Consider the following 26,022-nt stretch of genomic DNA (forward strand, 5'->3'; position numbering starts at 1 on the left):
CTGGCACCCTGTCTCGCAGCCCCGGAGAAGCCCCGTGCCGACCGCTTTCATCACGCTCCTGTCCCGCACCCTCGCCGGGTCCCTCTGCCTCTCCGAAGGCATGCTGACGCCCGTCGACCTCGCCCTCTGGCTTGCAGCTATGGCGGACGAGCTGGTGCGGGTGGGCGACCCGGACGCGTCGGGAGTGACGCTGCGCGATGCCTGGCGAACCACTGAGGACGACGCGGCGCCGATCTACAGTCAACTCTTCAACAGTGCGAGAGTTTTTCCCTTCAGGTCATCAAACGTTGCTATGGTGCGCAGATTGGCCTCGTAAGCGCGCATGGCAGAGCGCAACGCAGACATCTCGACGTTAAGTCGGACATTGGAAAGCTTGAGGTTGCCGTCAGCATCGGCAGCAGCGTGCCCTGGACTATGAACCGTCGGGAACTCGGTCTTGTCGCGTATGATTCGGATGGCTGGCGACTCGTCGGTGGAGCCAGTTATCGGCTCGAACACTGCAATCTTGCGCCGATAGGGTTCCCCGTCGGGGACAGACGCCGTGGATCGTACGTTGGCAATGTTCTCGACCATTACGCGCATACGGCCCTGATGTATGCGGAGGGCCGCTGCCGCCAAGCTTGTCCCGGAAATGTCTCCCTTCATTGTCGATAGCCTCTTTCCCCGCCGGCATCTTGTCCCGGCATGCACAACTCGGTTAACCAAGCCTGAGTTATGATGGTTAAGAAGCCTTTAACTCGCGATCCACCGTCCTGGATGCGACATGGGTGATCATTCGTTAAAGCTCAGCGGTGCGGAACAACGGTATCGAACCCCACCTTGTTTTTGATCGAGATTCTGGGTGAGTAAGCATTGGCGCACTCAATGCGACATTCGACGAAAGCCGAAGCCCGTATTCCGTTCTACGCTCTTCTCAAATTAATCTATAATTAACAATATAAGCTATGATTTTTCTCTTGCGTCAATGTATAAGTGTGGCAGCAGCGGCTTTTGCAAATGATGTTCGTCAGCCTTTTCGGTGACTGGATTGGATAATGTCTATACGGGCCAAGGCGCTTTCGCGGAATTTTTCTTATTGTTTTATTGTTAACCCCGTAAAAGTCTCTCATTTTCGCGGCTGAACTTGTCGAAGGCGTTGCTAGTCGCGGGTTTCGCGGCGATGAAGAAATGGCCAGCTAATGGAACGTGATGACAGATGGGGGGGCGAAATGCGCACCGGAACACATCGTCCTGATTGAGGACGACGATGGCATGCGAGTGTTGGTCACGCGGATTCGGAGGGAAAGCGGCTACCTTGTCACAAGTTGCCGGAGTGGCGCCGATATGTGGTCGTTGCTGCCCGGGACGCCGGTCGATCTCGTTTTGCTCGACGTGATGCTGCCTGGCGCATCCGGATTCGATCTGCTGCGGGCCCTTGGGACTAAGGGCACCGTTGACGTCGGACCGGCGCCCCTGACCGTTGCCGCGCAGCCCAGCAGCGGAGAATATCGTAGCCGCCTGTGGAGCGCTGGGTATTTGTCGATCAGGGCGGCTTCGTCGGCTCGCGCGAGTATCTCAACACGCACTGGATCGAGGGGATGAAGCGGGAAGGCTACGCTGGGACGCCGGAGATCCTGAATGCGGTCAACAGCCTCTGGGGCTGGCAAGTCGTCGATCCTTCGACCGTTCGTGCCGACCAACGGCAGGCAATCGACGACACCTTTTGTGCGCGACGTCCGCGAACTCGGCCTCAATCAGTGGTTCGCAAACATCAATCCAGCAGCCCAAAGGCAGCTTTTTGAGCCGCTGGCCGAGGCGTTCCGAAAGGGATACTGGGACGCATCCGACCGCACCCGACGCGAGATAATTGAGCGGTGGCAGGAACTCACCGGTTGTGACGACCTACCGATCACACCAGAGACGACGCAGGCGTTCGTCGGCGAGATGGCTGCCGGCTTCGGGCTTCAGGCCGCAGCGTCCGAGGCGCAGGGCGGGGCGCCTGAGCCGAACCCATCTTCCGCGATAGTAGGCGAGCCACAAACCGTTCGTGGCCAGCTCATGAAGGCCGCCCTTGCGGAACCGCCGGCTTGGTACCGCCGCCTCATCGCTCTGCTCCCACTGCTCCTCCTCGCAGCGGGCATGGCTCTTTAAGCCATCACAAACCGGCGTACTGCCTTCGGATCCACGGCATCAATACATTCGAGACGACCCTCTACGACCTCGCGCGGATCTTCCTCGTGCCGGTCACGCTCCTCATCATGGTGTCTCTGGCCTATGCCTTCGCGACTCTGGGGGCGTTCGTAGTCGAAGCGTTCCAACGCCGGCGCGGCACCTACAGGTCCAGTCTGCTGGCCTTCCAGGCCCAGGCGAATGTCGGCGGCGACGATCTGGAGCTGTGGATCATGCGCCGGCTCGAATGGCTGCGCATCGTCTCTCGCTCGGCTCCGAGGCTGGGCCTTGTCGCGACAATGATCCCGATGGGACCGGCCTTGTTGGCCTTGACCAGCAATGATGCCAGCGCCGTAGGGGCCAACCTAGCCGTCGCATTTTCGTCCGTGATCCTCGACCTCGTGAGTGCATCCATCAGATCCTTGTCCTGACCGTTCGGCGGCGCTGGCTGCTGGAAGAACTTCGGTCGGTCGAGCGGGCAAAGGGGATCGTCTGATAAGGTTCTTACAGGATGAAAAAGCCGATGATCCCTTGCTGTCGGTCATCAATCTCGTCGACGTGTTTCTGGTCGTGATTGCGATGCTGATGATCGCAATTCTTCAAAACCCGAGCAACCGATTTGCTTCCCAAGCCTCGAGCGGCGAGGCGTCGGAGCAGAATATGACAATCCAGAACAGCAAGGATTTGACACGTTATCAAACCAACTCCGAAATGGGAGAGGGCAAAGGAGTACGAGCCGGAACAACCTACCGCCTTCCTGATGGTCAGATGATCTACGTTCCTGACTGTGCTTTTTAAATAGACGGGCTAAGTTTCTCGCATCGCGGAGGTTTCTGCGAAAAATAAGACGTACACTGTCAATTCGATGATGCAACTTCGATCTAACTCTGATCTAGACCTCTGATTTGAGCAACAGCACGGCGTCGACCGCTCCATCGAGATAGGTGCGAGCGAAGCGAACACCGAACAAATGGTCCAGATCGTTCCCCCGAGCGATCTCCGCGACTGCTCCGTCTCCCATTATGCGCCCTCGCCCCAGCAGCACGAGCCGATCGCAATCGCGCACGGCCTGCTCGATGTCATGTAAGACGAGGACGACGATCCGTTCGCGGGCATAAGCGTGAAGTCGCCGTATCAGGTCGATGCGGTAGCCGATGTCGAGGCTCGCTCCTGGTTCATCGGCAAGCAGCACCTCCGGTTCAGCGATCATAGTTGCGGCGAGCAGCGCCCGTGCCCGTTCGCCGCCAGAGATGCGCGACCAGGGGCGCTCGGCAAGATCGATGAGATCATGGGTGCATAGGATCTCATCAAGACGGCGCTCGGCGCCCGGCATCCGGCTCGCACCGAGTTCGACGATCGTGCGCACGGTGTAGTCCCAGGCCGGCTGGAACGTCTGTGGCAGATACCCGATGCGGCGGGCGCGCTCCTGGGGCGGTAGGCCCACGACGGGTCGGCCATCAAGCATCGCGACACCGGCTTGCGGGCGTGAAAGGCCGGCCAGCGTGCGCAGAAGGGTCGATTTGCCCGCCCCATTCGGGCCGATCAACCCGATGAGGGCGCCGGGCTTGATGTCGAGATCGACCGCATCGAGCAGACGGTGAGCGCCTGCCGTCACAGTGATGCCCTTGGCGATAAGGTGGGTCATGCGCGAAGCCTGCGGCGCAGCAGGACGAGGAAGAATGGTCCGCCCGCCGCGGCGGTGACGAGGCCGAGCGGCAACTCGGCCGGCGGCAGAACGGCGCGGGCGAGCCCGTCGCAGACGATGACCAGGGCGGCGCCCGTCGCGGCCGAAATCGGCAGCAGCGCGCGGTGGCGCGGTCCGACCCACCAGCGGGCGATGTGGGGGGCAACAAGACCGACGAAGGCAACGAGACCACCATAGGCGACGGCGAGCGCCACAACGGCGGCGCCGACCAGTACGGCGCAGGCAGTGAAGCGGTCGGCAACAAGTCCGAAGGCACGAGCCTGATCCTCACCCAGACCGAGGAGGTCGAGGCCGCGGGACAGAAGAAGGCTCATACACAGGGCGAAAGCCGCTAGGCCAGCGAGCAGAGCGAGGCCCGTCCAGTCCGGCGTCTGAATGCCACCGAGCGTCCAGCTCAGAACGATCTGTAGGCTGACGCTTTCATCCGAAAGAGCGAGCATCAGGAACGAGCGAGCCGCGCCCAGTATCGCTGCCACGGCGACACCTGCCAGCAGCAGGCCAGCGGCATCCGCCGCGCCCGAGCCTCGCGCGACGGCAAGCACCAGCACGGTTGCGGCCCAAGCCCCCAAGAAGGCGAGGCCGCCAAGCGCGAGGCTCGACGGAAGGCCGAGCGGCACGAGCAGGGCGACGGTCGCTCCGATCGCCGCACCGCCGGAGGCGCCGAGCAGGTAGGGCTCGGCGAGAGGATTGCGGAACACCCCCTGGAAGATCGCGCCGCCCAGGCCGAGCATGGCTCCGACGAGACCGGCAGCGAGCACGCGCGGCAGGCGCCAGTCACGCAGCAGGCGCGTCCGCAGGTCATCGGTCCCGCCGAGGACGTGGATGATCTCCAGCGGCCCGGCCCAGTCGTGTCCGGCCGCGAGGCCAAACAACAGGGCGAGAGCGAGGATGGCGGCAATCGGTAGGATGAGCCTCACGGCGCGGTCTGAGCTGGATGGAGAAGGGCAGCCAGGCGCTCGATCCCGTCGACCGTGCGTGGGCCCGGAATCAGGAACTCGGCGCGCGGCAGGGTGTGAGCGCGGCCGGTCCGTACGGAGCGCATCTCACGAAAGCTCGGCCGAGCCGTGAGCTCTGCCAGCTCCCACTCCTGTCCAGCGAGAAGAAGCACATCCGGATCCGCGGCGAGGACCGCCTCGGGCGAGACTTGGGCGATTCCGCGATTGGCGAGCGCCGGACAAGTGCCGGCGCGGACGAGGGCATCACCGGTGTAGGTATCCTGACGCGCAACCAGCAGCAGCCCATTGCCGAGACGTCCGGTCACGAGGATCGTGCGGGGGCAAACCGTGCCTGCGAGCCTGCGGGCTACTGCTGCGAGCCGCGCCTCCAGCCCCGCCGCGACCGCCTCCCCGCGCTCCGCCTCTCCGAGGGCCCGCCCAACGAGGCGAATGTTGCCGAGCACCTCATCGAGGCTGCGGCTCGTCAGCACGATCACCGGCAGGCCGAGCCGCTCCATCGGTGCGAGGAGTTGATGCACCGCCTGCCGGGCCGGCGTGACGAGCACGAGGTCCGGGTTCTGCGCCACAACGGCATCGACCGAGAAGCCGAGGCGACCGCCGACGACGGGTTTGTTTGCGGCTTCGGGCGGGTAGCGGGTGAAGGCGTCGATGCCGACGATGCGGTCCGTGAGACCAAGGACCGCCACCAACTCCGTGTTCGAGGAGAAGATCGTCACGACCCGCCGCGGGGCTGCCGGCAGCTCCACGGCCCGACCGAGGGCATCGGTCAGCCGGATTGGCTCGGCCATAGCCGGACTGGCCGCAGTCAGTCCGGCGAGAGCCCCGATGATCGCCACGCGCATTCAGAAGCGCGCCTGCAGGCCGAGTTGCAGATCCCGACCGGGTGCGGAGGTGCCGCCTCCGCCGTTGTAAAGACGCAGGTCGGCCAGGGTCGGCTGCTGCCCAGCGATGGCGATGAAGAGCGGGTGGTAGTTCACGTCGAACAAGTTGCGCACCTGCGCGAACAGCTTCACTCCCGGCAGCAGGTCCACCTCACCGCGTATGTTGACGAGGACGAAGGGATCCTTGCGCCAGATGTACTCGCGGTAGGGCTCGGCCGCGGGCACGAGCAGGTTCTCCTCCGTGTTGTACCAGACCGGACCGTTGAGCACCCCCTGAACCTGGATCGTCCAGGGATAGGGGATGTCGGTCTGACCGAAGCGAGTGCCGAGGGCGAGCTGGTACTCGTAGACGCGCTCGACCCGGCGCGTGTTGGCGGTGGCGACGCTGACGGCGCCCTCGTCCTTCATGTCGAAGTTGTAGTTGCCGTTGGCGTAAGCCCGCCAGCGCCAGATGCCCGGCTCCCAGCCGAGGGTGCGTATCATGTCCGTCTCGTACTGAACCTCGATGCCGCGGATAACCACGTCGCCCGCGTTGTTCACGTAGTCCGAGGTGTTGCTGTTGGGCCCGCGCGAGCGGGTGATGATGCGGTCCGAGATGATGTTCTGGAACAAAGCCACATCGAGGCGCGAGACCCCGTTCGTCAGGGTGGTGCCGATCTCGATCTGCTCGCTCGTCTCGGGCCGGATGTTCGCATTGCCGAAGACGCGCCCGCCGCCCAGCGTGTTGAAGTCGGCGGCGATCTCAGTGGCGGTCGGCGCCCGGAAGCCCGACGAGGCGCCGACGCGGAAGGCGGCCCAGTCGGTTGCTCGGTAGGTCGCGCCGACGGAGTAGGTCGTGGCCTCGTAGGGGCGCGATCCGGTGATCTGTCCGGCGAGGAACGGCGTCGGATCGAAGCTCGTGGTGCCGTAGGTCTGGCGGATGCCGGCCCGCAGCGTCACCCGGTCGTCGAACAGGCGCTGGGTGTCCTCGACGTAGAGGGCGTGGAACTGGTCGGTCTGGTTGTTGTCCTGCGGCGAGACCTGGGCCAACGGGTTGCCGGGCACGCCCACGCGGAAGCGATCGGAGCGCAGCCGGCTCGTCTCCCAATCCCAGCCGAGAAGCAGATCGTTGCCTGCAAACAGGCTCACGCGTGGCTGGAAGCGGGTGCCGAGGATGTCGAGGTAGCGCGAGTTGAAATCCGCCTGCGTCCCCGGCACAGGGAGCCCGGTTCCGCCGCGCTGGACCGGCGAGGCCCATTTGAAACGGTCCTCGTCGGTGACGCTGTAGAACTGCGCGAACAGGCTCGCGCGCCCGTCATCGGTGCGGCCGGTATAGCTCGCATCGAACGAACCGTTGATCCGGTTGTCTCGGCTGTAGAGGTTGCCACCGGAACCGCGGAAGCCGACCCCGTAAATGCCGTCCGTGCGAAGCGTGGAATCGAGTCGCTGGTTCGGGTCGATCTGGAAGCCGAGCGCGCCGGTGATGCCCATCCGGTTCCACTGAGTATTGGCCATCCGGTCGCCCGAACCGGCATAGTAGTCGTCGCGCTTGGCCCCCGAGAGGCCGAGATAGTAGTCGAACGGACCGACGACCCCACCGGTCTGCGCACGTCCCTGCGCCAGCCCCCAGACGCCGCCGATGCCCTCGACAAGGGGGCCGGGCGCCGTGCGGCCGGTCTTCAGGATGATGTTGATGACGCCGCCGATGTTCTGGCTGCCGTAGATCACCGAGGAGGGCCCGCGCACGATCTCGATCCGCTCGACATCGGCGATGGAAAGCTTGGAGAGGTTCGCCGTACCAGCCCGGCGGCCGTTCATGAGGACGAGGACCTGACTGCGGAAGTCCTTGCCTTGGCCGTCGGTGGCACCGCCGCGGATGTTGATCGAGGTCTGGCCCGGCGTCCATTCCGAGAAGAAGCCGACGGCGTTCTCGGCCAGCAGATCGGTCACCGATTTGGCGGTGGTGTTCTCGATCGTCGTACGGTCGATGACTTGGACGGTGCCGGCGATCTCGGAGCGCGGCTCGGGCCGGCCGGTAGCGGTCACCACGAGCTCATCGAGGCTCACCGCGGCGCTGCCGACGACGGGGGTGCCTTCCTGTGCCATCGCGGAGACTGAGTGCGTGCTGCCGGCAAGGAGGAGCACGAGAGGGAAAATGGCGCGAGGCATCACGAGGCGGTCCTCCACACGAGGAGGGCGGAAGCTCGGGGAACGGAGAGGCGGTGTCCGCCAGGCACGGGCACGGCTTGGGCTGAAAGATGTTCGTAAAGCTCGCGTCGGCGGCCGTCATCGAGGGCCCAACCGAGGCGGTCGGCAAGGTGCCCGGAAGTCCGCTCCAAGTCTCGAACGACGGCGCTGAAGGTCCACTCTGCTCGCGCCGCGATGGATGGCTGATCACATGGCGGCAGGTTGCGTAGAACGACGTCGATGCCCGGCGTCTCGTCTTCACCGTGCCAGGCAGACGGCAGACAGCCGGCAAGGCAAAGCCCTCGTGGGCCACGCTGTGCCGGAACCAGCCAGATGACATTGCTGCGGGCCCAAGCGCGGCACTGACGCAAGAACACGCCCGCATCCGTGAGCGGGGCAGCGATATTGGCGGCCAGCACGGTGTCTGCGGATCCTTTGGGCAGATCGGCTTGTTGCCACCCCACTGGCAGAAGGTGCGGCGGCGGCACGAGCGCCCGCAGGCGCTGCTGCATCCCTATGTTCGGCTCGACGGCGATCCAGGCGGCAAGCGGATCGCGCACGGCTTGGCCGAGCTGCCCACCCCCGGCTCCGACATCAAGCAGGTCACCAATGCGCGGCACTGCCGCTCGAACAAGCGGTGCGACATGCGCGACGTAGTCGGATGTGTCGATGCCGACCGCGTAGAGTTCGAGAGGATCGACGCCGACCTCGCTCGCTTCAGGCGGCGCAACGCTGAAGGGTCGTATGATTGTGCAACTCAGTTCCATCGGTCCTTCCCCGAACCTTGACGGGGGACCGTGGGCGCAAGCCGACGTCGCGGCTGCCGCAACGTGCGTTCATGCGGCCCGTTGGGACACCCCGCCCACGAGACATTTCACGGTCAAGGCAGGTCTCCTGGCTCACAGGTCGCCGCCACCCGTCTGGCCTTCCCGGTGATCTCTCACCAGTGACGCAGATCGACGGATGACTCGCCGCTTACAGTTGCGGGGGCAGCTCCGGTTTGGGCGCAAGCGCCGCACCGGATTCCCTCTTAGCTCGCCATATCGGATGGCGAGAACCTTGATCGCAGCTCATAGACCAAGCGGCGTGAAGGTTGTCAACCGCCAGAAAACTATCTCATGTTGATCTAATTCGCCGAGCCAATTTACTTGATATCGTATGCGGCAGCTCCACTCACGAGCAGATGTGGCCAGCAACACAGAAAAAGCGAAGCTCACCTTCTCAGCGCCAGGCTGGCAGTCTTTGTGCATGGAGGAGCTTCAGGCGGACGGGGCAGCATCGGCACTCTTGAAGAGGGCAATCGCACCCCTGGATACCTCGCACACAGGTGTCGAGCCGGTTTGCACATCGCCGCGGCACGTGTCTCTCGATCGACAGAGCGGGTAGCGCGTTCGGGCCCAGTTCAGATTTATGTAATGTTATAACATTGCGTTCTTGTCAAGCGCCGAATCCGATGCTCAGCGGTCGCTCGCATATGGACAGCGCCGTTGCTGTGGAATGTATGAATCGGGAGCACGAACTCAGCGGTGGATTGCGGTAGCCGGCATCAGCGCCGAGAACACGACGATCAACGGCCGGAACATCACCTACGGCTTCCCGGCTGCAGGCGGCGTCACCACCACGCTGGCCAACATCGACCGCAGCTTCCTGAACGTCGCGCCCGAGCTTTCCCTTCTACCGGCCCGACACCGAGTGGCAGTTCCGGGGGCGGGTCGCCACCGGCTACGCCACACCCTCGGCCTCGAACCTCACCGTCACCTCCGCCGGTGTGCCAGGCAACAACGGACAGCTTCAGACTCAGGAAAACCTCGGTTTCGATGTCGGCGTCGACAGGACGCCGCTACCCGGCGTCCGCTTCAGCGTGACCGGCTTCTACGAGTTCTTCCACAACGAGCTCGTCACGCAGTCGCCCGGCGCCGGCCTCCGAGCATCGCGGTGTCGAGGTTGGGGCGGACTGGGCCTTCGCGCCTGGCTGGCGGGCGACCGCCGCTTATACCTTCGACGACCAGATCTACACGAGGTACGTCGAGCAGCTCAGCGCCGGCAGCCTGACCCGACGCTTCGACCGGGCGGGCAATCACATCCCCGGCGTGCCCGCTCACCAGCTCCTGGCGCGCGTGGGCTACGAGGAGGCCACTGGCCCCCTGGCGGGCCTGGGCGGCTACGTGGAAACGGTGTTCCAGGACGACCTCTTCATCGACAACGCCAACCTGCTGAAGGCGCCCGGCTACGCCATCGTGAACCTGAACGTTCACTACACGAAGGAGCTCGTCGGCTACGCCAAGCGGCTGAACCTGTTCGTCGAGGCGCAGAACGTCTTCGACAGGAGCTACATCGCCTCGGCCCAGAACCTCGCCAACTCGATCAGCGCCGTTTCCGGCCTACAGAACGGAGCGGGCGTCCTGGCCAACACCACCGGTCCGGTGTTCGCGGGTGCTCCGCGCAACTTCGTCGGCGGCATACGGCTGTCCTTCTGATGCCCTCAAGCAGCGCAGCGCCGGTGGCGTGGCAGGGTCTCTTGATGCGTGCCTGGCGTGCGGCCATCGCGGTGGCTGCCCGGTTCGCGCTTACGCGGCAGGCGGTGCTCGGTCGCGCGAGCCTCGTGGCCTCCCGCGACCCCGCGCACGTCCTCTGCCAGCAGGATGCGGGCAGCAGCGAGGGGCCGTTTAAGGCGCCCCCTCGTATGGGCACCCGGATTGCTGCCTCGTCACCCACGCCCTGAGCTTCGCCTCGGTCCCGCCCGTGTCGTCGGTGCCGTTCATCTGGCCTGCTCGTAAGGCCATTGCAGTGACCTGGCGCCCTGAGGTCTTCGCCTGTCCCCGCGGCCCTCCAGTAACTGGAGCCGGCGCACGCGCGCCTCCCGCCGCCGGATCGATCACCGTTCCCTGATCCTTCAGGCCACGGACCTCATGCCATGTACCGAGCCCCCAGGTCGAGTTCTACAGCCTATTTCTACTCGCTCGACCGCACCGGCGCACAGCTTTGCGGCGTGCCCACGTAGCTGCCGCTCGACAGGCGCATCTCAAAAAGAAAATGCAACTGTAATGCTAGGGCTTCCATCGCCTTGCACTTCAGAAGCCAAGGTTCAATACCAGTGTACTGAATCATAGGCGCCCGCGGCAATTCAACTGCGAAAGAGTGTCGAGCTTCCACAGCTACGCCTTGCGCGCAACTGCGAAGCGGGCTGCTTGGCGCAGTACTGCGGCGGCCTCGTTCCACTGCGAAACGGCCTCATCACAGATGGCAACGAGACGGTAACACTCGGCCTGGGCTCTATCGAAATCGAGGCAGTCGGCCAGCGAGGCCCTCTTTAGGCCCCTGTCCTTGCTCGTAGCTTTGCCGACTACCTCCGGAGTGGCCACCCGATCCAGGATATCATCGGCAATCTGGACGGCTTGTCCGAGTGCCCTGCCATAGCGCTGAAGGGCGTCGCGCTCGTGAAAGTCGGCTCCCCCAATCAGCGCACCGGCCTCGACCGAGAAGGCCAGGAGCATACCAGTCTTCATGGTCTGCATCCGTAGGGTCCCGTCTATATCCATGTCGGCTGCACCAAAGCGCCCCTCTGCTGAGAGATCGAGCAGTTGACCGCCGATCATGCCACCGGGTCCGGACGCCCGGGCAAGTCCCAGCACGAGCTCTGCCCGGATCGCCGGGTTGGGTTGCCAGCGTGGGTCGGCAATCACCTCGAACGCAAGGGCTTGAAGTGCGTTACCAGCGAGGATTGCCGTTGCTTCGTCGAACGCCCTATGAACGGCGGGTTTGCCGCGGTGCATGTCATCGTCGTCCAGCGCCGGAAGGTCATCGTGGACGAGGCTGTAACAGTGTGCAAGTTCGACCCCCGCTCCCGTCGCGAGCGCCAGTACTTCAGAGCCGCCGAGCATTCGTGCGGTTTCGATGGTGAGGAATGACCGGAGACGCTTGCCTCGGCCAAATACGGCATAGCGCATCGCTTCCATTAGACGTGGCGCCCTAGCCATCTCGCCGGGATCAGCCTCATCGCAGAGATGCTTAGCCAAGAATGCTTCAACTGCCTGCTTGGTCGCCGCGTGCCTGCAAACAAACTCCATCTCGAAGTTGTCAGCCATTTGGTGGAAACTCTCTTGATAATTTCTTGATACGCAGGGTCATAGGCACCCAACAGCAACTTCTCGGTTTACATTATACAGTCCGCGGAACTCAGAAGCCGAAGCTGACCTCGCGGCTGTTGCCACGTTGCAAATTCTGCAAGCGGGACAGGGCAAGGAGGGGGAAGAACAACCGGTAGCCGTGATACCTGAGGTAGAACACCCGCGGAAAGCCAACCGCGTTGTAGGCCTGCTCCTGCCACTCGCCATCCGCTCCTTGCGTATGCTGAAGGTAAGCCGCCCCGCGCAGCACCGCCGGGTGGTCGGCTTGCCCAACTGCCATCAGTCCGAGCATCGCCCAAGCCGTCTGCGAGGGCAGGCTCTCGGCGTTCTCGACGTAACGGCCGAGGTCATAGCTCCGCTGGTCCTCGCCCCAGCCACCGTCCTTGCGCTGGATCGAGACGAGCCAGTCCACCGCGCGGCTCACCATCGGATCACCGTGTGGCACGCCCGCGGCGTTGAGGGCGCATAACACCGACCAAGTGCCATAGATATAGTTGGTACCCCAACGGCCGTACCAGCTGCCGTTCGCCTCCTGCTCGGCGCGCAGATAAGCCAGCGCGCGCTCGATGACCGGACGGTCCCCCTCGTGTCCGAGCTGGGACAGGAAGGAGATGCAGCGGCCGGTGACGTCGGCGGTCGGCGGGTCGAGCAGCGCGCCATGGTCGGCGAACGGGATGTGGTTGAGGAACTCGCGGTCGTTCTCAGCGTCGAAGGCGCCCCAGCCGCCACTCCGGCTCTGCATGCCGACGATCCAGCGCCGTGCCCTCTCGACTGCCTCCGTGTGCTCGGGTCGGCCGTTGCGGTGGAGCAGCATGCCGACGACTGCCGTGTCGTCCACGTCGGGGTAGTGGTCATTGCCATACTGGAAGGCCCAGCCGCCGGGCTCGGCCTCGGGTCGCATCGCGGTCCAGTCACCGCGAACCTTCGTGATCTGCCGCGCCGCCAGCCAGTCGCAGGCCGCATTCAGGTCTCTCTGCGCCTCAACGCCGCCAGTGCGCAGGGCCTCGATCATGGCATGTCCGGAGAGGCTGGTGTCCCAGACAGGCGAGACGCAAGGCTGGCAGAAGACCTCGTCGTCCTTTTCGACGAGAAGCTTCTCTATGGCTCTCCAGATCGTGACGCAGCGTGGATCGTCCTCGGGATAGCCGAGCACGTCGTACATCATCAGCGCGTAGGCCATGGCCGGGTAGATCGCGCCGAGCCCGTCCTCGCCGTTCAGGCGCTCCTCCACGAAGGCGATGGCCTTGGCGATGGCACTCCCGCGCGCAAGCTTCGAGAACAGGGGCTCAGTCCATCGCAGCACGGTGTCGATGTGCTTGAACACCATGCCCCAACGCGAGCGGTAGGGGCCGCGGATCCAGTCTCGAACCTGATCCGGCGGAGTCTGGAAGATCTCTTCGAAGCTCACCGCGCGCGGGTTGCGGGCACGAGGCTGGAGTGCCTGTAGCACAAGGAGCGGCACCACGCAGACGCGAGCCCAGTAGGACATTGCCCAGACGTTGAAGAAGAACCACCTGGGCAAGTGCATGATCTCGACCGGCATCACCGGAACGCCGCGCCAGGGGATGGCGCCGAACAGGGCGAGCTGGATGCGGGTGAAGACGTTGGCGCGTTCCGCGCCGCCGTGGCCGAGGATGGCTTGGCGCGCTCGTACCATGTGCGGCGCCTGAGGATCCTCGCCGATGGCCTTGAGGGCACAGTACGCCTTCACGCTGGCTGACATGTTGAAGACGCCACCGTGGTACATGGGCCAGCCGCCGTGCTCGCCCTGGATGCGCCGCAAGTAGGCGCCGATCCGGGCCTGTCGATGTGGTGTGATGCGGTCCATGTAGTGCTCCAGGAGCACGTATTCGGCTGGGATGGTGGCATCCGCCTCCAGCTCAAAGACCCAATGGCCGTCACGGTTCTGCCGCCGGCTCAGAGCGTGGCCGGCGTTGGTGATGGCGCACAGGTTCTCGGGTGCGGAGAAGCGAGGCTCCGTGTTCATCTGTCACTCTACTGGTTGGGTTGGATTGAGCGTCGGGACCGGTCAGAGCAGCTTCAGGAAGTCGGCGAAGACACCGTCCCATTCAGCTTGATCCATCTCGACCAGCCCGAGGCTGCGGAGGAAAAAGGCGCCCTCGGCAGCAAAGAAAGCCGTTCGGGCCCGCCGTTGCGCCTCGAAACTGGGGTCAAACTTGCCGATCCAGCCAGCGTACCAGACACGGACGCGTTCCAGGTGCTCGGGCGACTGCAGCAGGGTCACCAGCATGCCGACCATCTTGGTCTGCGACGCTTCGTCGACGCGGCTCGAAGCTGCAACGTAGCCACGTGCTTGTTCCGCGGTATCGCCGCCCGGCGCGGTGCTGCGCTCGAGTTCGGCATCGAAGGCTGCGAACCAGCGCTCAATCAAGGCGGCAATCATACCGTCTTTATCGCCGAAGCAGTATTGCAGGCCGCCCTTGGTGATGCCGGCCGCCTTAGCAACGGCGTCGAAGGTCAGTGCCGTAGCACCGTCGCGGCGGACGATCTGCTCCGCGTGGTCCAGCACCTTGTCCCGGTCGATGGTTCGAGTTCGCCCCATTCACCCAACTCCATCATAAATCCATATGTACGGATTTAATTGAGGGCGCGTGGCATGGCAAGTGCGGACCTGCGACCTGTAGGTTCACTCGCGCTTGGCGCAAGCTGGTCTCCAGGCGCTCGGCACCGTCACGATCCCAGCTGTCGGTCGGCGCGATCGACCAGACGGATCAGATCTGGTACCGCTCGTCGAGCGAGCAGATCGACGAGGTTCCGAAGCGCATCACACCGACACTGATCGGCCCCGGGGCTGACGTATGGTCGTGCGTGCCGGGGGCGGGGATGCGCTCCTTGTCCGGAACGTCGATGGCGGCGCCCCACGTCGCCGGCTTGGCCGCCCTCCTCATGCAGCATCGGCCGGAGGCGTCCATCGACGCGATCCAAAATGCGACCACCGGCTCTTGCAAACGCCCCGCCGGAATCAGCACATTGAGGGGCAACAAAGGCGTGCCCGACGCCGTTGATGCCTTGGCCCTCCCGGAGGCAACCTCATGAAGACACCCGATCATAGGATCGATCCCCGGCTCGTTATGGCCCTGTGAAGCGACTGCAACTCGCGTCCGCTTGAGCCGGCGGTCACGGACAGGTCGGTTAAGACCATCGTCGACGAAGCCTCGCGGAGGACGCACACGGTCCCGAAGGACGTGGTAGTCTTCCCCTATATGCAATCGTTAACGATCGAAGCGGAGCCGAGCCTCATTCACATCATCCTCGATGAGAACGAGCTCGACTCCGCGTCGCTCAACGCATCCTGAGGGGCCGATCAGGACCATTGTCGGGCAAGCAGGCCAACGGCGACCGGGGCGAGCATCGCCGTCCGTGCCCAGGGTTGCGGAGCGGAGCTCGCCTGCTCGAGGAAGAGCAGCGCGGTGGCTGCCAGGGCGGAGGGGTAGGACGAGGCTCGCTTCGGCCAGCATGACACCCGCCATGACCGTCCAACAGGCCGTCACGCAAGCCGATGCGTGCGAGATGCCGTAGCGCGCGCAGCTCCAATCGGCGCGAACCCCAACCGCCGCGATCGCCCGCGTCTGGTGGCACCGCCGGAGGGCCGCCGCCCTCCAGTTCGACAACTGCCACGCGACGGCGAGTCCGGACGGAAGGACCGCCTGCCCGGCCGTCAGCGTCACGTCCACGACCCGCAGGCCGACGTTCATCGACGCGGCCGCAGCGCCAGCCACCATCCATACGGCGCCGTACCCGACAAGGATCGCTGAAACTGCCCTGGCACGTCGCGGGCGGAAGCTGCAGCCGGCGACGTGGCGCGCGGGCGGCATCAGCAGAGGTGACATCATCGCCGCGACCATCATCACCCAATGCAGGAAGCCGTCCTGGATGGCCCCCGTCGTCAACGCGGCCTCCGACGTGGCGCCGCCCCGGTCTCCCCACCCGCCGGTCGCACAAAAAGGAAGGAGCTCGCCTCGGGAGAAGGTGGTCGCGAGGCCAATCCAACCGGCAAGGCTGAGGGCGACGAGGCCCCGCTGCGGTCCGCTGGCCGGAGCGGCGCCCCGCATCGCCGCTTGGAGGCGCCACTCCACCTTCAACGTTGTCAAGGGCCGCTGCCCGGCCTGCGAGGGTGAGGGCTTCGTCAGTGTCGAACTCATGTTGATGCCGAGCGTCTACGCCCCCTGCCCGACCTGCCACGGGTCCCGCTACGCGCCGGAAACGCTGGAGGTTACTTGAGACGGGGCGACCGTCGCGGACGTGCTTGGGCTCACCGTCGAGCGCGCCTGTGAAGCCTTCGCGGACGAGCCCACGGTGCTACGGTCGCTCTCCGTGCTGCGGGATCTCGGTCTGGGCTACCTGCGTCTGGGCCAACCCGCGACCGAACTCTCCGGTGGCGAGGACCAGCGCATCAAGCTCGCGACCGAGCTGCAGCGGGGCCAGCGCGGGGGCACGCTCCACGTCCTCAACGAGCCGACGACCGGGTTGCACCCGACCGACGTGGATCGCCTCATGCTCGAGCTCAACGGCTTGGTCGATGCGCGCAATGCGGTGGTCATGGTCGAGCACGGTATGCGCGTCGTCGCGGGAGCCGACCACGTCATTGATGTGGGGCTTAGCGCTGGAAACAAGGGTGGCGCTGTGGTTGCCGCCCGCCGTCCCGAGGTGGTGGCCGAGGCGCGGGCGAGCCGCACGGCACGGTATCAGCGGGAAGAGCTTTGTGCCTACGAAGGCGCAGGCTCGCCACCGGAGCATCCCTGATGCCCCATTTCGAACCTTCGAGGCGTTGCGGCCTAGGGTCAAAACCGCATCAAGGTGTTGCTTGGTCTGTAATTTTGTGGTTCGAGGCCGCCGTTTGCAGCGCGGAGGCGGCGGTGGCGGATCTGTTCTGGCTCTCGGATGAGCAGTGGGCGGTGATCGAGCCGTTCAACTCTTCGCTGCAGTTTCCACTGCATTGCAAAAAATCGTGCACCTAGATCGTTTTCCGGCGTCCGTTTTATTATCCAACATCTGTTGGAAAGCTTCGTGTGGTCTCTAGGAGCACGGCCGATCGTGAGTTGTGCCAAAATATTTAATACTCGGTTTAAGGACAGTCGTGGGCGTTAACCGTCTTCGCATTTATGCGTGGTATCGTGGGAATCTATGCCGATCCGCCGCATCGCCATTGTCGTTTCGTGTAAGGGTGCCCGGCGGAGAACATTCTTCCATCAGGCACCTTGCTGGCATCGCGGGTGACAAGGGTGAGCCACCATCCAGTCTGAACGGAGTTCATCGTGCGGTACTTCTACGATGTGGCCGTAGCGGGCACCGTTTTTTCAGCTCCCGCCTAGCGGGAACAGGAGTTTTTGGGCGCATGACAGCACTGGAGGTTATGGCTGACACAGTCGCTGATCCTGCGGAGGGACTCTCAGATGCAGGAGAGCCCTCATCCCCGGCTCGGTTTCGTGAGTATGAACAGCTCCGCCGGCCGGTGCGCAGGGCTGCCGCTTGAGGCGCCTATGCGCCTCTAGGCGACGCCATGCTTGGCCTGGTGTTTGCCGGGTACCTCGGCGGCGGACTGACGATCGTCCTGCTCTGGCCATTGGGAGAATGGGTCGCTCTTCTTTGTGCCCCCCTGGGTGGCAGCTTAGCGACGCTTCTTGCTGCGGCCTGTGTGCTCCAGAGCGCTGATGGCAGCAATGAGCTGGTACCGCAGGAACCAGAGGGTGCCGCGCTGGTCTCATCGCCGGCACATGATGCGGATCTGCACGATCCACCACCTCCAGGTCCCTGTCGCCGACGTCAGGCAGACCCGTCGTTACCAGACAATGGACCACCCTAGAATGGAAGCTCGCGCCCATGGATGGATCATGAGAGGTCTCATGCTTATGCGGAGGATCGGAATTGGTGGAGTTTGCCGCCAGGCAAATAATTCCGGCCGTTGTCTGAGTGTGTATAGGTTGATCAAAAGCGATTTTGCCCAGCGGAATATTAGTAAGGGCTGATTTGTCATGTTTTATCGGTTGTACAAAGTTCTGTGTGGGGGCGATAGCAGACTATGCCGTGGAATAAGTCCGAAAAAGGCCGTCGTGCTGCTGGCATTTTCTGTCTCACTGAGCAGCAACCTGGGAGCATCGATGCTCCTCTACTGGCAGCATCGCAATGAGCTCAACGGCGCACAGGAAGGCGGAAGGATCATCGCCGAACTGATTTCGGCGCAATCCAAGCGCACGATACAGGCGCTTGATGTCGCACATAAAAGTGTCGCTGATTACATTAGCGCGGCTGGCGTGCGCACGCCGGAAGATCTCAAGCTTCTGGCAGACCAAGAAGCGACTTATAAGCATTTAAAGGTTCTGGAGCATGCAGTGAGTCCGCTGCATGGCCTGCTCATCTCTGACAAGGATGGCAAGATTATCGCCGTATCACGGACATTTCTGACGCCATCACAGCGAAATGAGAGCGTAGCTGATCGTGATTATTTTCTGTCATTGGAGAAGAACGATCGGTTGGACCGATATATTGGCAAGACAATTCGCAACCGCTATAATGGCGAATGGGTGATCCCGTTCGCCTACCGCATAGCGAATGCGTCCGGTAGCTTCCTGGGATTGATCATCTGCCCAGTCCCCCTGACCTATTTCGAGCAGCACTATCGTAGCGTCCGTGCTGGACCCGGTGCCATCGTCAGCCTCTACCGGGACGACGGCATGCTGCTCGCGTCGAGCCTGCAGGGTGAGGATAGAGACGCTGCCGCTGTCCCTTCCGGCGGACAAATCCTCGTGACGCGGGCGGTCGCGGAAACCCCACTCTGTAAAGGGCGGACCAATTTTAGGCCGCCGTGGCGGAGTAAAACCAGGCCACGGACTGCGGACAGCCTGAACGATGAAGGGGCCCGATCGGGCCTCTTCATCGTTTGTCGCGGATCGTGAGGTCAGGCTGGCCGGATCTCGCCCGTCGCGGGATCAGGGTCATCAAGGGTGGCCTGGTTTTGCTCCGCCCTGTCTGTGCGGCCCCGCCGGCTGCGGGAGGATCTGAGGCGGTAGCTGTCTCCGTTCAGGCTCAGGATGCTGACGTGATGGGTCAGCCGATCCAGCAGCGCACCGGTCAGCCGCTCCGAGCCCAGGACCGAGGTCCAGTCCTCGAACGGAAGGTTCGAGGTCACCACCGTCGAGCCGCGCTCGTAGCGCTGGGACAGGACCTCGAACAAAAGCTCGGCCCCCGTCGGCGACAGCGGCACGTAGCCGAGTTCATCGACAATCAGCAACTTCACCGCGGCCAGCTCCCTCTGAAGCCGGAGCAGGCGGCGCTCGTCACGCGCCTCCATGAGCTGGTTGACCAGCGAGGCCGCCGTGGTGAACGTGACCGAGAAGCCCTTCTGGCAGGCTGCCAGTCCGAGAGCCAGGGCGATGTGCGTCTTGCCGGTGCCGGAGTTGCCGAGCGCGATGACGTTCTCCCGACCGAGGACGTAGCCGCAGCGCGCCAGCTCCAGCACGAGCATCTTGTTCAGGCTCGGGATGGCGGCGAAGTCGAAGGTGTCGAGGCTCTTCACCGCCGGGAAGCGTGCCGCCCGGATCCGGCGCTCGACCATGCGCCGTTCGCGGTCGATCAGTTCCAGCTCAACCAGCCGCAGCAGATAGCGGGGGTGGTCGAGGCCGCTCCGGGCGCAGTCCCGGGCGACCTTGTCGTACTCGCGCAGGACCGTCGGCAACTTCAACTGCTTGAGGTGATGGGCGAGCAGGACGCCCGGTGTCGTCTCATCGCCGCTCACGCTCATGCCGCCACCTCCGGCACCAGCACCGTGTAGTCGGCGGCCATCGTCGCGCGCACCGCAGGCCGGGGCAGATGCGGGTAGGCCGACAAGTCGAGCCGAGGCGGCCGCCGTTCGAGACGGGCCAGCGCGATCAACTTGACCGCATCGAAGCCAATCGCCCCGAGCCGGATCGCCTCGGTGACGGCCCAGGCCACGAGGTCCTTCGGCATCGCCTCCATCAGGCGCAGCACCTGGATGAACTCGCGCTTGCCGCGGTTGCCCATGCGCGCCTCCAGAAGGTGGCGCAGGTGCTGGAACGCCTCGGGCAGATCCCAGCCCTGGAGTGCCGCGGCTTGGTCGAGGGCGTTCGGCTTGGTCTCGATCAGCGCGAGGTAGTGCAGAGGTTCGGCGACGAAAACGCCGCTGCCGTAGCTGCGCGGGTGCCGGGCGATCTCGACCCCCGCACACAGGATCACGACTTCCTCGACGAAGCCCTTCACCAGCACGTCCCGGAAGCCGTAGGTGGTCGGCACCGAGTAGTCGTTGCCGCGATAGCGCACCAGCGCGGTCGACGAGACGCGCCCGGCCCTCTTCTCGCACGGCTCCAGCGGCACCGCCGGCAGGGCTCGCAGAACCACTCGATCGGCCATGAGCCGCGTTCCGATGCTCTCGGGATGCCGCCCGGCGCACTCGTTCTGCCGAGCTCGGCAGCGGCGCTCCAGGTCAGCGTTCAGCGCCTCGAACGAGGCCGCCTCCGGAGCCGGGGTCATGAAGTGGGACCGGGCGAACTTGACCAGCCCCTCGACCTTGCCCTTGTCGTTGCCCCTGCCCGGACGGCCGAAGCGATCCCGGAACAGGCAGTGGCTCACCAACTCGGTGAAGGCGCGCGTACGCTCACGCTGTCCGTCGCCGCAGATCTTGGCCACTGCGATTTTGGTGTTGTCGTACAGGATCGACAGAGGCACGCCGCCGAAGAAGGCGAAGGCGGCGACATGCCCGTCGAGAAAAGCTTCGGTGGTCTCCCGCGGATACGCCTTCACGAAGCAGGCGTCGGAGTGCGGCAGATCCATGCAGAAGAAATGGATCTTGCGGCGCACGCCAGCGATGGTGGCGACCGCCTCGCCAAAATCGACCTGGGCATGGCCGGGCGGGTGGGCGAGCGGCACGAAAGTCTCCTGCCCCCGTGCTCGGCAGATCCGTACGTGGTCCTTCACCACGGTATAGCCACCGGCATAGCCGTGCTCGTCGCGTAGGCGCTCGAAGATCCGCTTGGCCGTATGGCGTTGCTTGAGCGGTGCAGTCCGGTCCGCCTCAAGGATCGCCGCGATCACTGGCAGAAGAGGCCCGAGCTTCGGCTTCTCGACCGGCTTCGAGCGTGTGTAGCCCGGCGGCAACGAGAACCGACACATCTTGGCGATCGTCTCTCGGCTCAACCCGAAGACCCGAGCCGCCTCACGCCGGGACTGGCCCTCGATGAACACGAACTGCCGAACGGCTGCGTAGACTTCCACGACGAACATCCTCGGCTCCTCTCGAAAGAGAAGCCTCTCCACTGGCCGGCTTTTACACCGCCCGCATCAGCACAAAGCCGACGCTCCAGTGGATGGTTTTGTCACCGCCCTACACAAGCTGAGCCGCCTCTCGAACGGGCAGGTGGTCTCGCGGGTGGTGGACGGGTATCGCCGCTTCGACGTGGTGATGCGCCTCTCCGACACGATGCGTACCACCCAGCGCCTCGGTGACCTCCTCATCGAGACTCCATCGGGCTGGGTGCCGGCGCGCCAGATCGCCGACATCCGCGAGACCGACGGGCCGAACCAGATCCTGCGCGAGAACGCCCGCCGACGCATCGTCGTGCAGGCCAACACCCAGCCCGGTTCCGACATGGGCAAGATCGTCCAGGCCATCCAGGAGAAGGACGCCGCGGCGAGCCTGCCCAACGGGTACACCACGAGCCTGGAGGGCTCGTTCCAGGCCCAGGCCGAAGCGAGCCGGACCATCGGCCTGCTCTCGCTCCTCTCCCTCGCCCTGGTCTTCGCGCTGCTCTACAGCCGCTACCGTTCGGTGGTGTTCACGCTGATCATCCTGGGCAGCATCCCGCTGGCGCTGATCGGCTCGGTCGCCGCCCTATGGCTCGCCGGGCAACCTCTTTCGGTGGCCTCGATGATCGGCTTCATCACGCTGACCGGCATCGCCACCCGCAACGGCATCCTCAAGATCAGCCACTACCTGAATCTTGCCATTCACGAGGGCATGCCGTTCGGGCGCGACCTCGTCATCCGCGGCAGCCTGGAACGGCTCGCGCCGGTCCTGATGACCGCGCTGTCCGCCGGCGTCGCGCTGGTGCCGCTGCTCATCGGCGCCGACGCTCCGGGCAAGGAGATCCTGCATCCCGTGGCGGTGACGATCTTCGGCGGCCTGATCAGCGCGACGCTCCTCGACACCGTGCTGACCCCGGTGCTGTTCCTCACCTTCGGCCGCAAGCCCCTGGAGCGGCTGCGCGACGATGCCCGTCACCGTCCCGAGGTTTCCCCCGAGGCACCGAGAAGTTCGCCCGTCGAGGCGTTCTGAGACCTTCCCGACCGACCCAGAAAGGACACGTCATGCGCCTCCGTTTCCGATCCACGATCCTCTCCGTCACCCTCGCGCTCGCGTCGCCCTGCCTCGCCGCCGGCCCGAATGGCGGCCAGACGACGGTCGCCGATGGACATCCCATCGAGTTCGTCGCGACGGACACCGGCATCACGTTCTTCGTGACCGGCGAGGACGGCAAGCCGGTCGAGACGGCCGGCCTCGCGGCCAAGGCCTTCGTCCAAGTCGGCGGCAAGACGGAGACACTCGTCCTGAAACCGGCGGCGCCAAACAAGCTCGCGGCCGATCTCAAGGGTCCGCTGACGGCGGGGGCGAAGGTCGTGCTGTCCGCGAAGGTGCACGGGCACAACATTCAAGCCCGCTTCGAGAACCAGTAGCATCGGGCATTGGGCAGGGTGCGCGACCGCCCCGTGCTGCCTGCCCGACGGCCGAAACCTCACGTTCCGTCCTGATGTCCAAGCTCAGCACCGATTAGATAGCGGAAGCTCGACCATTGCTCGGCAACTGTTTGGATTGAGTGACAGGGCGGATCATCCGGCCACTCAGCTCTTCGCACTGGTTCGAAGGGGCATGGGACGGAGTCGGGGATGAGCCGTACCATCGCAAGACAGACAAACAGGGCCGTCACTTCGACTGCCACCGGTCAGGATCCTATTGCGCACCGAAAGGGCTTGCCAGATGCCGTAACCACTCTCCCCCTGTCAGGTCCAAACGAGGATAGTTCATCGAAATCATTCTTCATTCGCAGCTGGAGGCATTTTTGGAGATAGTCGGCGACAAGATCATTGGACCATACGTCTTGGAACGAAATATCGAATTTCGCGGGATGGCGACTGAGGGTATGACCGTAAAGTGCGGCGTGGAGCTAATATTGCGCGGAGTAGTGATCGGCGACCTCATCGTGGAAGCCGGCGCCCGAGTCGAAGTTCATGGAATGGTCGGCGGGACGGTATTCAACGAGGGTGGCAACGTCACTATTTGGGGTATGGTTGATCGCATCGCTGGATCCAGTTCTTGTACATTGGCTCCAGGCGCAATCGTCAGGCTATGAACATCATACGCAGTCTGGCGGAAGTATATGCCAAGTCGCTACCGTAGTTGGCGGCGGCCAAACAGTTGACCTCATTCCATGACGGTCTGTCGTACTATCGTTCGAGGTGAGCGGCGAGCTGCGTATGAAGTCGGTACAATCCCGCGACGGTGTGGCGGGCGCAGGACGGTGTCGCCGCTGACCGGCATGGCCAAGCGCTACGACAGTCGCGCGCTGAGCTCGCCGCCGAGCACCATGCCGATATCGGTCTGTGCCTCGGCCAAACGGTCGCTGCGGCGGGTCTTGCGCGCTCCCTAGATGTGAGCTTTCAGGAGGTTGTCCATCCGGCCTGAACCGAGGACGCTGGAGTTGCGAGGTTTCAGCGATCCCGGAGAGAACGGATGAACATCCACCAGAATGCGCGTTTGATGCCGTCCGGTCGAGAGCGCCTTGTGCGGCTGGCCCAGAGCGGGCTCAGCCCGAAGGCGGTGGCTGAGACGATAGGCGTGTGCCTCAAAACGGTGGGCAAGTAGGTCGCCCGCTTCGAGGCCGAAGGAGCCGCCGGGCTGCAGGATCGCTCCTCGCGGCCTCACACGCTGCACCGCCCGACCCCGGTCGCGACCCAGGAAGCCATCGTGACCTTGCGCCGTCAGCGCCTGACCGGCGCGCAGATCGCCCGTGATCTCGCCGTCTCGCCGGCCACCGTCAGCCGAGTGTTGCGCCGGTACGGCCTGAGTCGCATGCGCGACCTCGAACCGCCTGTGCCTGTCCAGCGATACGAGCGCGACAAGCCGGGCGAGTTGATCCACATCGACATCAAGAAGCTCGGTCGCTTCGAACGCATGGGCTATCGCATCACCGGCGACCGCACCCGGCAGAGCTCGGGCCGCGGCATCGGCTGGGAGTATCTGCATCTGGCCATCGACGACCATTCGCGGCTGGCCTATTCCGAGATCCACCCGGACGAGCAGCGCGGCTCCTGCCTCGCCTTCCTCTTCAACGCGCTCCGCTTCTTCCGCCGCCACGGCATCGCGGTCGAGCGTGTGATGACCGACAACGTCCTACGTTGCGAGGAAGGACGGTTGGCCGGGCAACAGGTCTCCGTCCGCGAACATGCGCTCGCGGCGTGAACTTCGTCAACGTCGATCCAGGCGGCCCCTGCCGATCCGGAAGAACTCTCGGCCATAGCGAACATAGGATCCAGCCGATGCACGCGGCACCGTGGTCCTCACCGTCCTCAACACGAGATGCCAATCCAGGCAGGAGACCCGAGCATCATCTACAGGGTCGTGGCTCTCACGCCCTCACGGCTCTGCTGAGAGGGGTTCTCCCACCTGGCACCGGCCCCTCGACAAAGGGCCGATAGTCGTCACCGGTCTTGATGACGGCCTGTACCACGCGCGCCATCTTGGCGGTGATCGCGGTCAGCGCCTTGCGCCGCAGGTCGGCATTGTGCCGGTCGCGGGCGATGTAGCGCTCGAACTTGTCGCGGAAGCTGTTCTCCCGCTGGCGGATGGCGATCTGACCGGCCAGCCAGAGCGTACGCCGGAGCCGGGCGTTGCCGTACTTCGACAGCTTGGTCTGGCCCCGGAAGGTGCCGGATTGCGGCGTGGCCAGATCGAGCCCGCAGAACTTCAGGAACTGGCGGTGATGGCTGAAGCGGCGCAGATCGCCGGCCTCAGCCAGGATGGTCAGCGCGTTGATCGGGCCGATGCCGGGGATGCGGGGCAGCAGCTTGTAATCGGCGCTGTCCGATAGGAGGGTGTCGGCCGCGACCTCGATCGCGTCGCGTTGCCGGATGAGACCGCGCGCCTCGCCGATGACGAGCCGGAACAAGCTCACCGCCGGAGCATCCGGCGACACCGGCAGCCCGATCGAGCTGCGCACCGTCTCGTAGATGTCGCCGAGCACCTGCGCCTTGGCGACCTTGCGCCCGACCACTCCCAGGCCGCAACGAGGAAGGCTTCCTTGCTCAGGGTGGTGATGCTTCCCGGTGTGGGGAAGCGATCGAGGAAGGCGAAGAACCAGTCCGAGCGGCTGTTGTGCCGGAAACGGTCGATCTCTGGAAAGTACAGCGGCAGGTAGTGGCTCAGGATCCGGTGCAGCACTTCGGTCTTGGCCTGCGAGACGGCGTCGTGCGTCTTGGAGAGTTCCTGCACGTCGTTGATCCCGGCGACGAGTGGAGCCTGGTAGACCTGCGAGGCGCCGATGCGGATCATGTGCAGCATGACCTGGGCATCCTTCGGATCGTTCTTGTCCCAGCCGTTGTGCAGGGCCTCGCGGGTGCGGGCGAGCGCCACGGAGGAGATCAGGCGCACGGCAAAGCCGGCCTGGAGCATGCGTCAAGCGATCGGGCGGTGGTAGTTGCCGGTCGCCTCGAAGCCACAGGTCACTGGTTGTCCGAGATCGGACAGGAGTGTGATCAGGCGGTCGTGCTCGGCCCGTGTGTTGAGGACGCTCAACCGGCGTCGTCGGCCGGAGCCGAGCACCTCGATTAGGAGCTCGTTACGGGCCTTGGCAACGTCGATGGCTACGAGAACGCCGGCAGGAGGCGTAAGCTGCGGTCTGGTCATGGTCGATCCGTCTCCGGAATGAGGCTTCGAACACCGTCACTCTAGAGACCTGTTGATCGGCCATGACCGCCCAGGGCGGCGCGCTGCGCTCAGCGTGGCTTCGCGCGCC

At 64.3% G+C, this 26,022-nt stretch carries 19 protein-coding genes, 7 pseudogenes and 1 riboswitch; of the genes and pseudogenes, 12 read left to right on the top strand and 14 right to left on the bottom strand.

All coding sequences use genetic code 11. The features are described 5' to 3' along the window. Nucleotides 1-240: 240 nt before the first annotated feature. The gene (locus LPC10_RS00595; protein ID WP_231345043.1) at nucleotides 241-573 is read right to left on the bottom strand and encodes a flagellar basal body rod protein FlgC; all 333 of its coding nucleotides are present in this window, start codon (nucleotides 571-573) and stop codon (nucleotides 241-243) included. 605 nt (nucleotides 574-1,178) lie between these two features. On the opposite strand from LPC10_RS00595, the pseudogene LPC10_RS00600 reads away from it, so the two are divergent. The 4 genes and pseudogenes from LPC10_RS00600 to LPC10_RS00615 all read left to right on the top strand — a co-directional run. After that, a pseudogene (locus tag LPC10_RS00600) lies at nucleotides 1,179-1,440 on the top strand (response regulator transcription factor); the annotation flags it as partial. 137 nt (nucleotides 1,441-1,577) lie between these two features. Continuing rightward, the gene (locus tag LPC10_RS25615) at nucleotides 1,578-1,781 is read left to right on the top strand and encodes a hypothetical protein (RefSeq protein ID WP_370644618.1); all 204 of its coding nucleotides are present in this window, start codon (nucleotides 1,578-1,580) and stop codon (nucleotides 1,779-1,781) included. Nucleotides 1,782-2,216: 435 nt separating this feature from the next. Continuing rightward, nucleotides 2,217-2,579: a MotA/TolQ/ExbB proton channel family protein gene (locus tag LPC10_RS00610; protein WP_231345045.1), complete on the top strand. Its 363-nt coding sequence runs from the start codon at nucleotides 2,217-2,219 to the stop codon at nucleotides 2,577-2,579. Further along, entirely contained in the window at nucleotides 2,554-2,946 is a 393-nt protein-coding gene (locus LPC10_RS00615; RefSeq protein ID WP_231345046.1) for a DUF2149 domain-containing protein, read from the top strand. The genes LPC10_RS00610 and LPC10_RS00615 overlap by 26 nt, the downstream gene beginning before the upstream one ends. 94 nt (nucleotides 2,947-3,040) lie before the next feature. Here LPC10_RS00615 and LPC10_RS00620 read toward each other — a convergent pair whose 3' ends face one another. Genes LPC10_RS00620 through LPC10_RS00640 form a run of 5 tightly spaced genes read right to left on the bottom strand, consistent with a single transcriptional unit; the run spans nucleotide 3,041 to nucleotide 8,623 of the window. Next, a complete protein-coding gene (locus tag LPC10_RS00620; protein ID WP_063987266.1) occupies nucleotides 3,041-3,793 on the bottom strand; it encodes an ABC transporter ATP-binding protein in 753 nt (250 codons plus the stop codon). Beyond that, complete coding sequence (locus LPC10_RS00625; protein ID WP_063987267.1) at nucleotides 3,790-4,770, bottom strand: iron ABC transporter permease; 981 nt, start codon at nucleotides 4,768-4,770, stop codon at nucleotides 3,790-3,792. Before LPC10_RS00625 ends, LPC10_RS00620 begins: the two co-directional genes overlap by 4 nt. Beyond that, nucleotides 4,767-5,651, bottom strand: coding sequence for an ABC transporter substrate-binding protein (locus LPC10_RS00630; RefSeq protein WP_063987268.1), 885 nt, complete (start codon nucleotides 5,649-5,651; stop codon nucleotides 4,767-4,769). Before LPC10_RS00630 ends, LPC10_RS00625 begins: the two co-directional genes overlap by 4 nt. Continuing rightward, nucleotides 5,652-7,838, bottom strand: coding sequence for a TonB-dependent receptor (locus LPC10_RS00635; protein ID WP_231345047.1), 2,187 nt, complete (start codon nucleotides 7,836-7,838; stop codon nucleotides 5,652-5,654). Further along, nucleotides 7,838-8,623: a hypothetical protein gene (locus LPC10_RS00640; RefSeq protein WP_231345048.1), complete on the bottom strand. Its 786-nt coding sequence runs from the start codon at nucleotides 8,621-8,623 to the stop codon at nucleotides 7,838-7,840. The genes LPC10_RS00635 and LPC10_RS00640 overlap by 1 nt, the downstream gene beginning before the upstream one ends. A 99-nt stretch (nucleotides 8,624-8,722) precedes the next feature. After that, nucleotides 8,723-8,933, bottom strand: a riboswitch (cobalamin riboswitch). 658 nt (nucleotides 8,934-9,591) lie between these two features. Here LPC10_RS00640 and LPC10_RS00645 point away from each other — a divergent pair. Both LPC10_RS00645 and LPC10_RS00650 read left to right on the top strand, forming a co-directional pair. Further along, nucleotides 9,592-10,333 (top strand): annotated as a pseudogene (locus LPC10_RS00645) (TonB-dependent receptor domain-containing protein); the annotation flags it as partial. A 44-nt stretch (nucleotides 10,334-10,377) separates the two neighbouring features. Further along, complete coding sequence (locus LPC10_RS00650; RefSeq protein ID WP_231345049.1) at nucleotides 10,378-10,578, top strand: hypothetical protein; 201 nt, start codon at nucleotides 10,378-10,380, stop codon at nucleotides 10,576-10,578. A 433-nt stretch (nucleotides 10,579-11,011) separates the two neighbouring features. On the opposite strand, the gene LPC10_RS00655 is transcribed toward LPC10_RS00650, so the two are convergent. The 3 genes from LPC10_RS00655 to LPC10_RS00665 form a co-directional block, all read right to left on the bottom strand. Beyond that, nucleotides 11,012-11,941, bottom strand: coding sequence for a polyprenyl synthetase family protein (locus tag LPC10_RS00655; protein ID WP_082912029.1), 930 nt, complete (start codon nucleotides 11,939-11,941; stop codon nucleotides 11,012-11,014). Nucleotides 11,942-12,032: 91 nt separating this feature from the next. Beyond that, nucleotides 12,033-13,970 (bottom strand): squalene--hopene cyclase, encoded by a 1,938-nt coding sequence (shc, locus tag LPC10_RS00660; RefSeq protein WP_231345050.1) that lies wholly within the window; start codon nucleotides 13,968-13,970, stop codon nucleotides 12,033-12,035. Nucleotides 13,971-14,012: 42 nt separating this feature from the next. Next, the gene (locus tag LPC10_RS00665; RefSeq protein ID WP_063986884.1) at nucleotides 14,013-14,546 is read right to left on the bottom strand and encodes a TetR/AcrR family transcriptional regulator; all 534 of its coding nucleotides are present in this window, start codon (nucleotides 14,544-14,546) and stop codon (nucleotides 14,013-14,015) included. Nucleotides 14,547-14,719: 173 nt separating this feature from the next. Here LPC10_RS00665 and LPC10_RS00670 point away from each other — a divergent pair, with 173 nt between their 5' ends. After that, entirely contained in the window at nucleotides 14,720-15,040 is a 321-nt protein-coding gene (locus LPC10_RS00670) for a S8 family serine peptidase (RefSeq protein WP_231346934.1), read from the top strand. Between the two features lie 176 nt (nucleotides 15,041-15,216). On the opposite strand, the gene LPC10_RS00675 is transcribed toward LPC10_RS00670, so the two are convergent. After that, nucleotides 15,217-15,894, bottom strand: coding sequence for a DUF2182 domain-containing protein (locus tag LPC10_RS00675; protein WP_231345051.1), 678 nt, complete (start codon nucleotides 15,892-15,894; stop codon nucleotides 15,217-15,219). A 181-nt stretch (nucleotides 15,895-16,075) separates the two neighbouring features. Between LPC10_RS00675 and LPC10_RS00680 the strand changes: the two are divergent. Together LPC10_RS00680 and LPC10_RS00685 are read left to right on the top strand one after the other, a co-directional pair. After that, a pseudogene (locus LPC10_RS00680) lies at nucleotides 16,076-16,747 on the top strand (excinuclease ABC subunit A); the annotation flags it as partial. Between the two features lie 1,355 nt (nucleotides 16,748-18,102). Further along, nucleotides 18,103-18,897, top strand: coding sequence for a cache domain-containing protein (locus LPC10_RS00685; protein WP_231345052.1), 795 nt, complete (start codon nucleotides 18,103-18,105; stop codon nucleotides 18,895-18,897). A 2-nt stretch (nucleotides 18,898-18,899) separates the two neighbouring features. Here LPC10_RS00685 and istB read toward each other — a convergent pair whose 3' ends face one another. Both istB and istA read right to left on the bottom strand, forming a co-directional pair. Next, nucleotides 18,900-19,742 carry an IS21-like element ISMdi7 family helper ATPase IstB gene (istB, locus tag LPC10_RS00690; RefSeq protein WP_003596510.1) on the bottom strand — a complete coding sequence of 281 codons (843 nt, stop codon included), beginning with the start codon at nucleotides 19,740-19,742 and terminating at the stop codon, nucleotides 18,900-18,902. Further along, nucleotides 19,739-21,238, bottom strand: coding sequence for an IS21-like element ISMdi7 family transposase (gene istA / locus LPC10_RS00695; RefSeq protein WP_012778770.1), 1,500 nt, complete (start codon nucleotides 21,236-21,238; stop codon nucleotides 19,739-19,741). The genes istB and istA overlap by 4 nt, the downstream gene beginning before the upstream one ends. A gap of 100 nt (nucleotides 21,239-21,338) precedes the next feature. On the opposite strand from istA, the pseudogene LPC10_RS00700 reads away from it, so the two are divergent. Further along, nucleotides 21,339-22,289: pseudogene (locus LPC10_RS00700) on the top strand (efflux RND transporter permease subunit); the annotation flags it as partial. A 32-nt stretch (nucleotides 22,290-22,321) separates the two neighbouring features. Next, complete coding sequence (locus LPC10_RS00705) at nucleotides 22,322-22,687, top strand: hypothetical protein (protein WP_063987818.1); 366 nt, start codon at nucleotides 22,322-22,324, stop codon at nucleotides 22,685-22,687. A gap of 802 nt (nucleotides 22,688-23,489) precedes the next feature. Here LPC10_RS00705 and LPC10_RS00710 read toward each other — a convergent pair. Beyond that, nucleotides 23,490-23,654, bottom strand: a pseudogene (locus LPC10_RS00710) (ISL3 family transposase); the annotation flags it as partial. A gap of 87 nt (nucleotides 23,655-23,741) precedes the next feature. On the opposite strand from LPC10_RS00710, the pseudogene LPC10_RS00715 reads away from it, so the two are divergent. Beyond that, nucleotides 23,742-24,398, top strand: a pseudogene (locus LPC10_RS00715) (leucine zipper domain-containing protein); the annotation flags it as partial. A gap of 238 nt (nucleotides 24,399-24,636) precedes the next feature. Here LPC10_RS00715 and LPC10_RS00720 read toward each other — a convergent pair. Beyond that, nucleotides 24,637-25,913: pseudogene (locus tag LPC10_RS00720) on the bottom strand (IS110 family transposase). Nucleotides 25,914-26,022 lie beyond the last annotated feature (109 nt).

The sequence above is a fragment of the Methylorubrum sp. B1-46 genome (genome assembly GCF_021117295.1).
Lineage (GTDB): Bacteria > Pseudomonadota > Alphaproteobacteria > Rhizobiales > Beijerinckiaceae > Methylobacterium.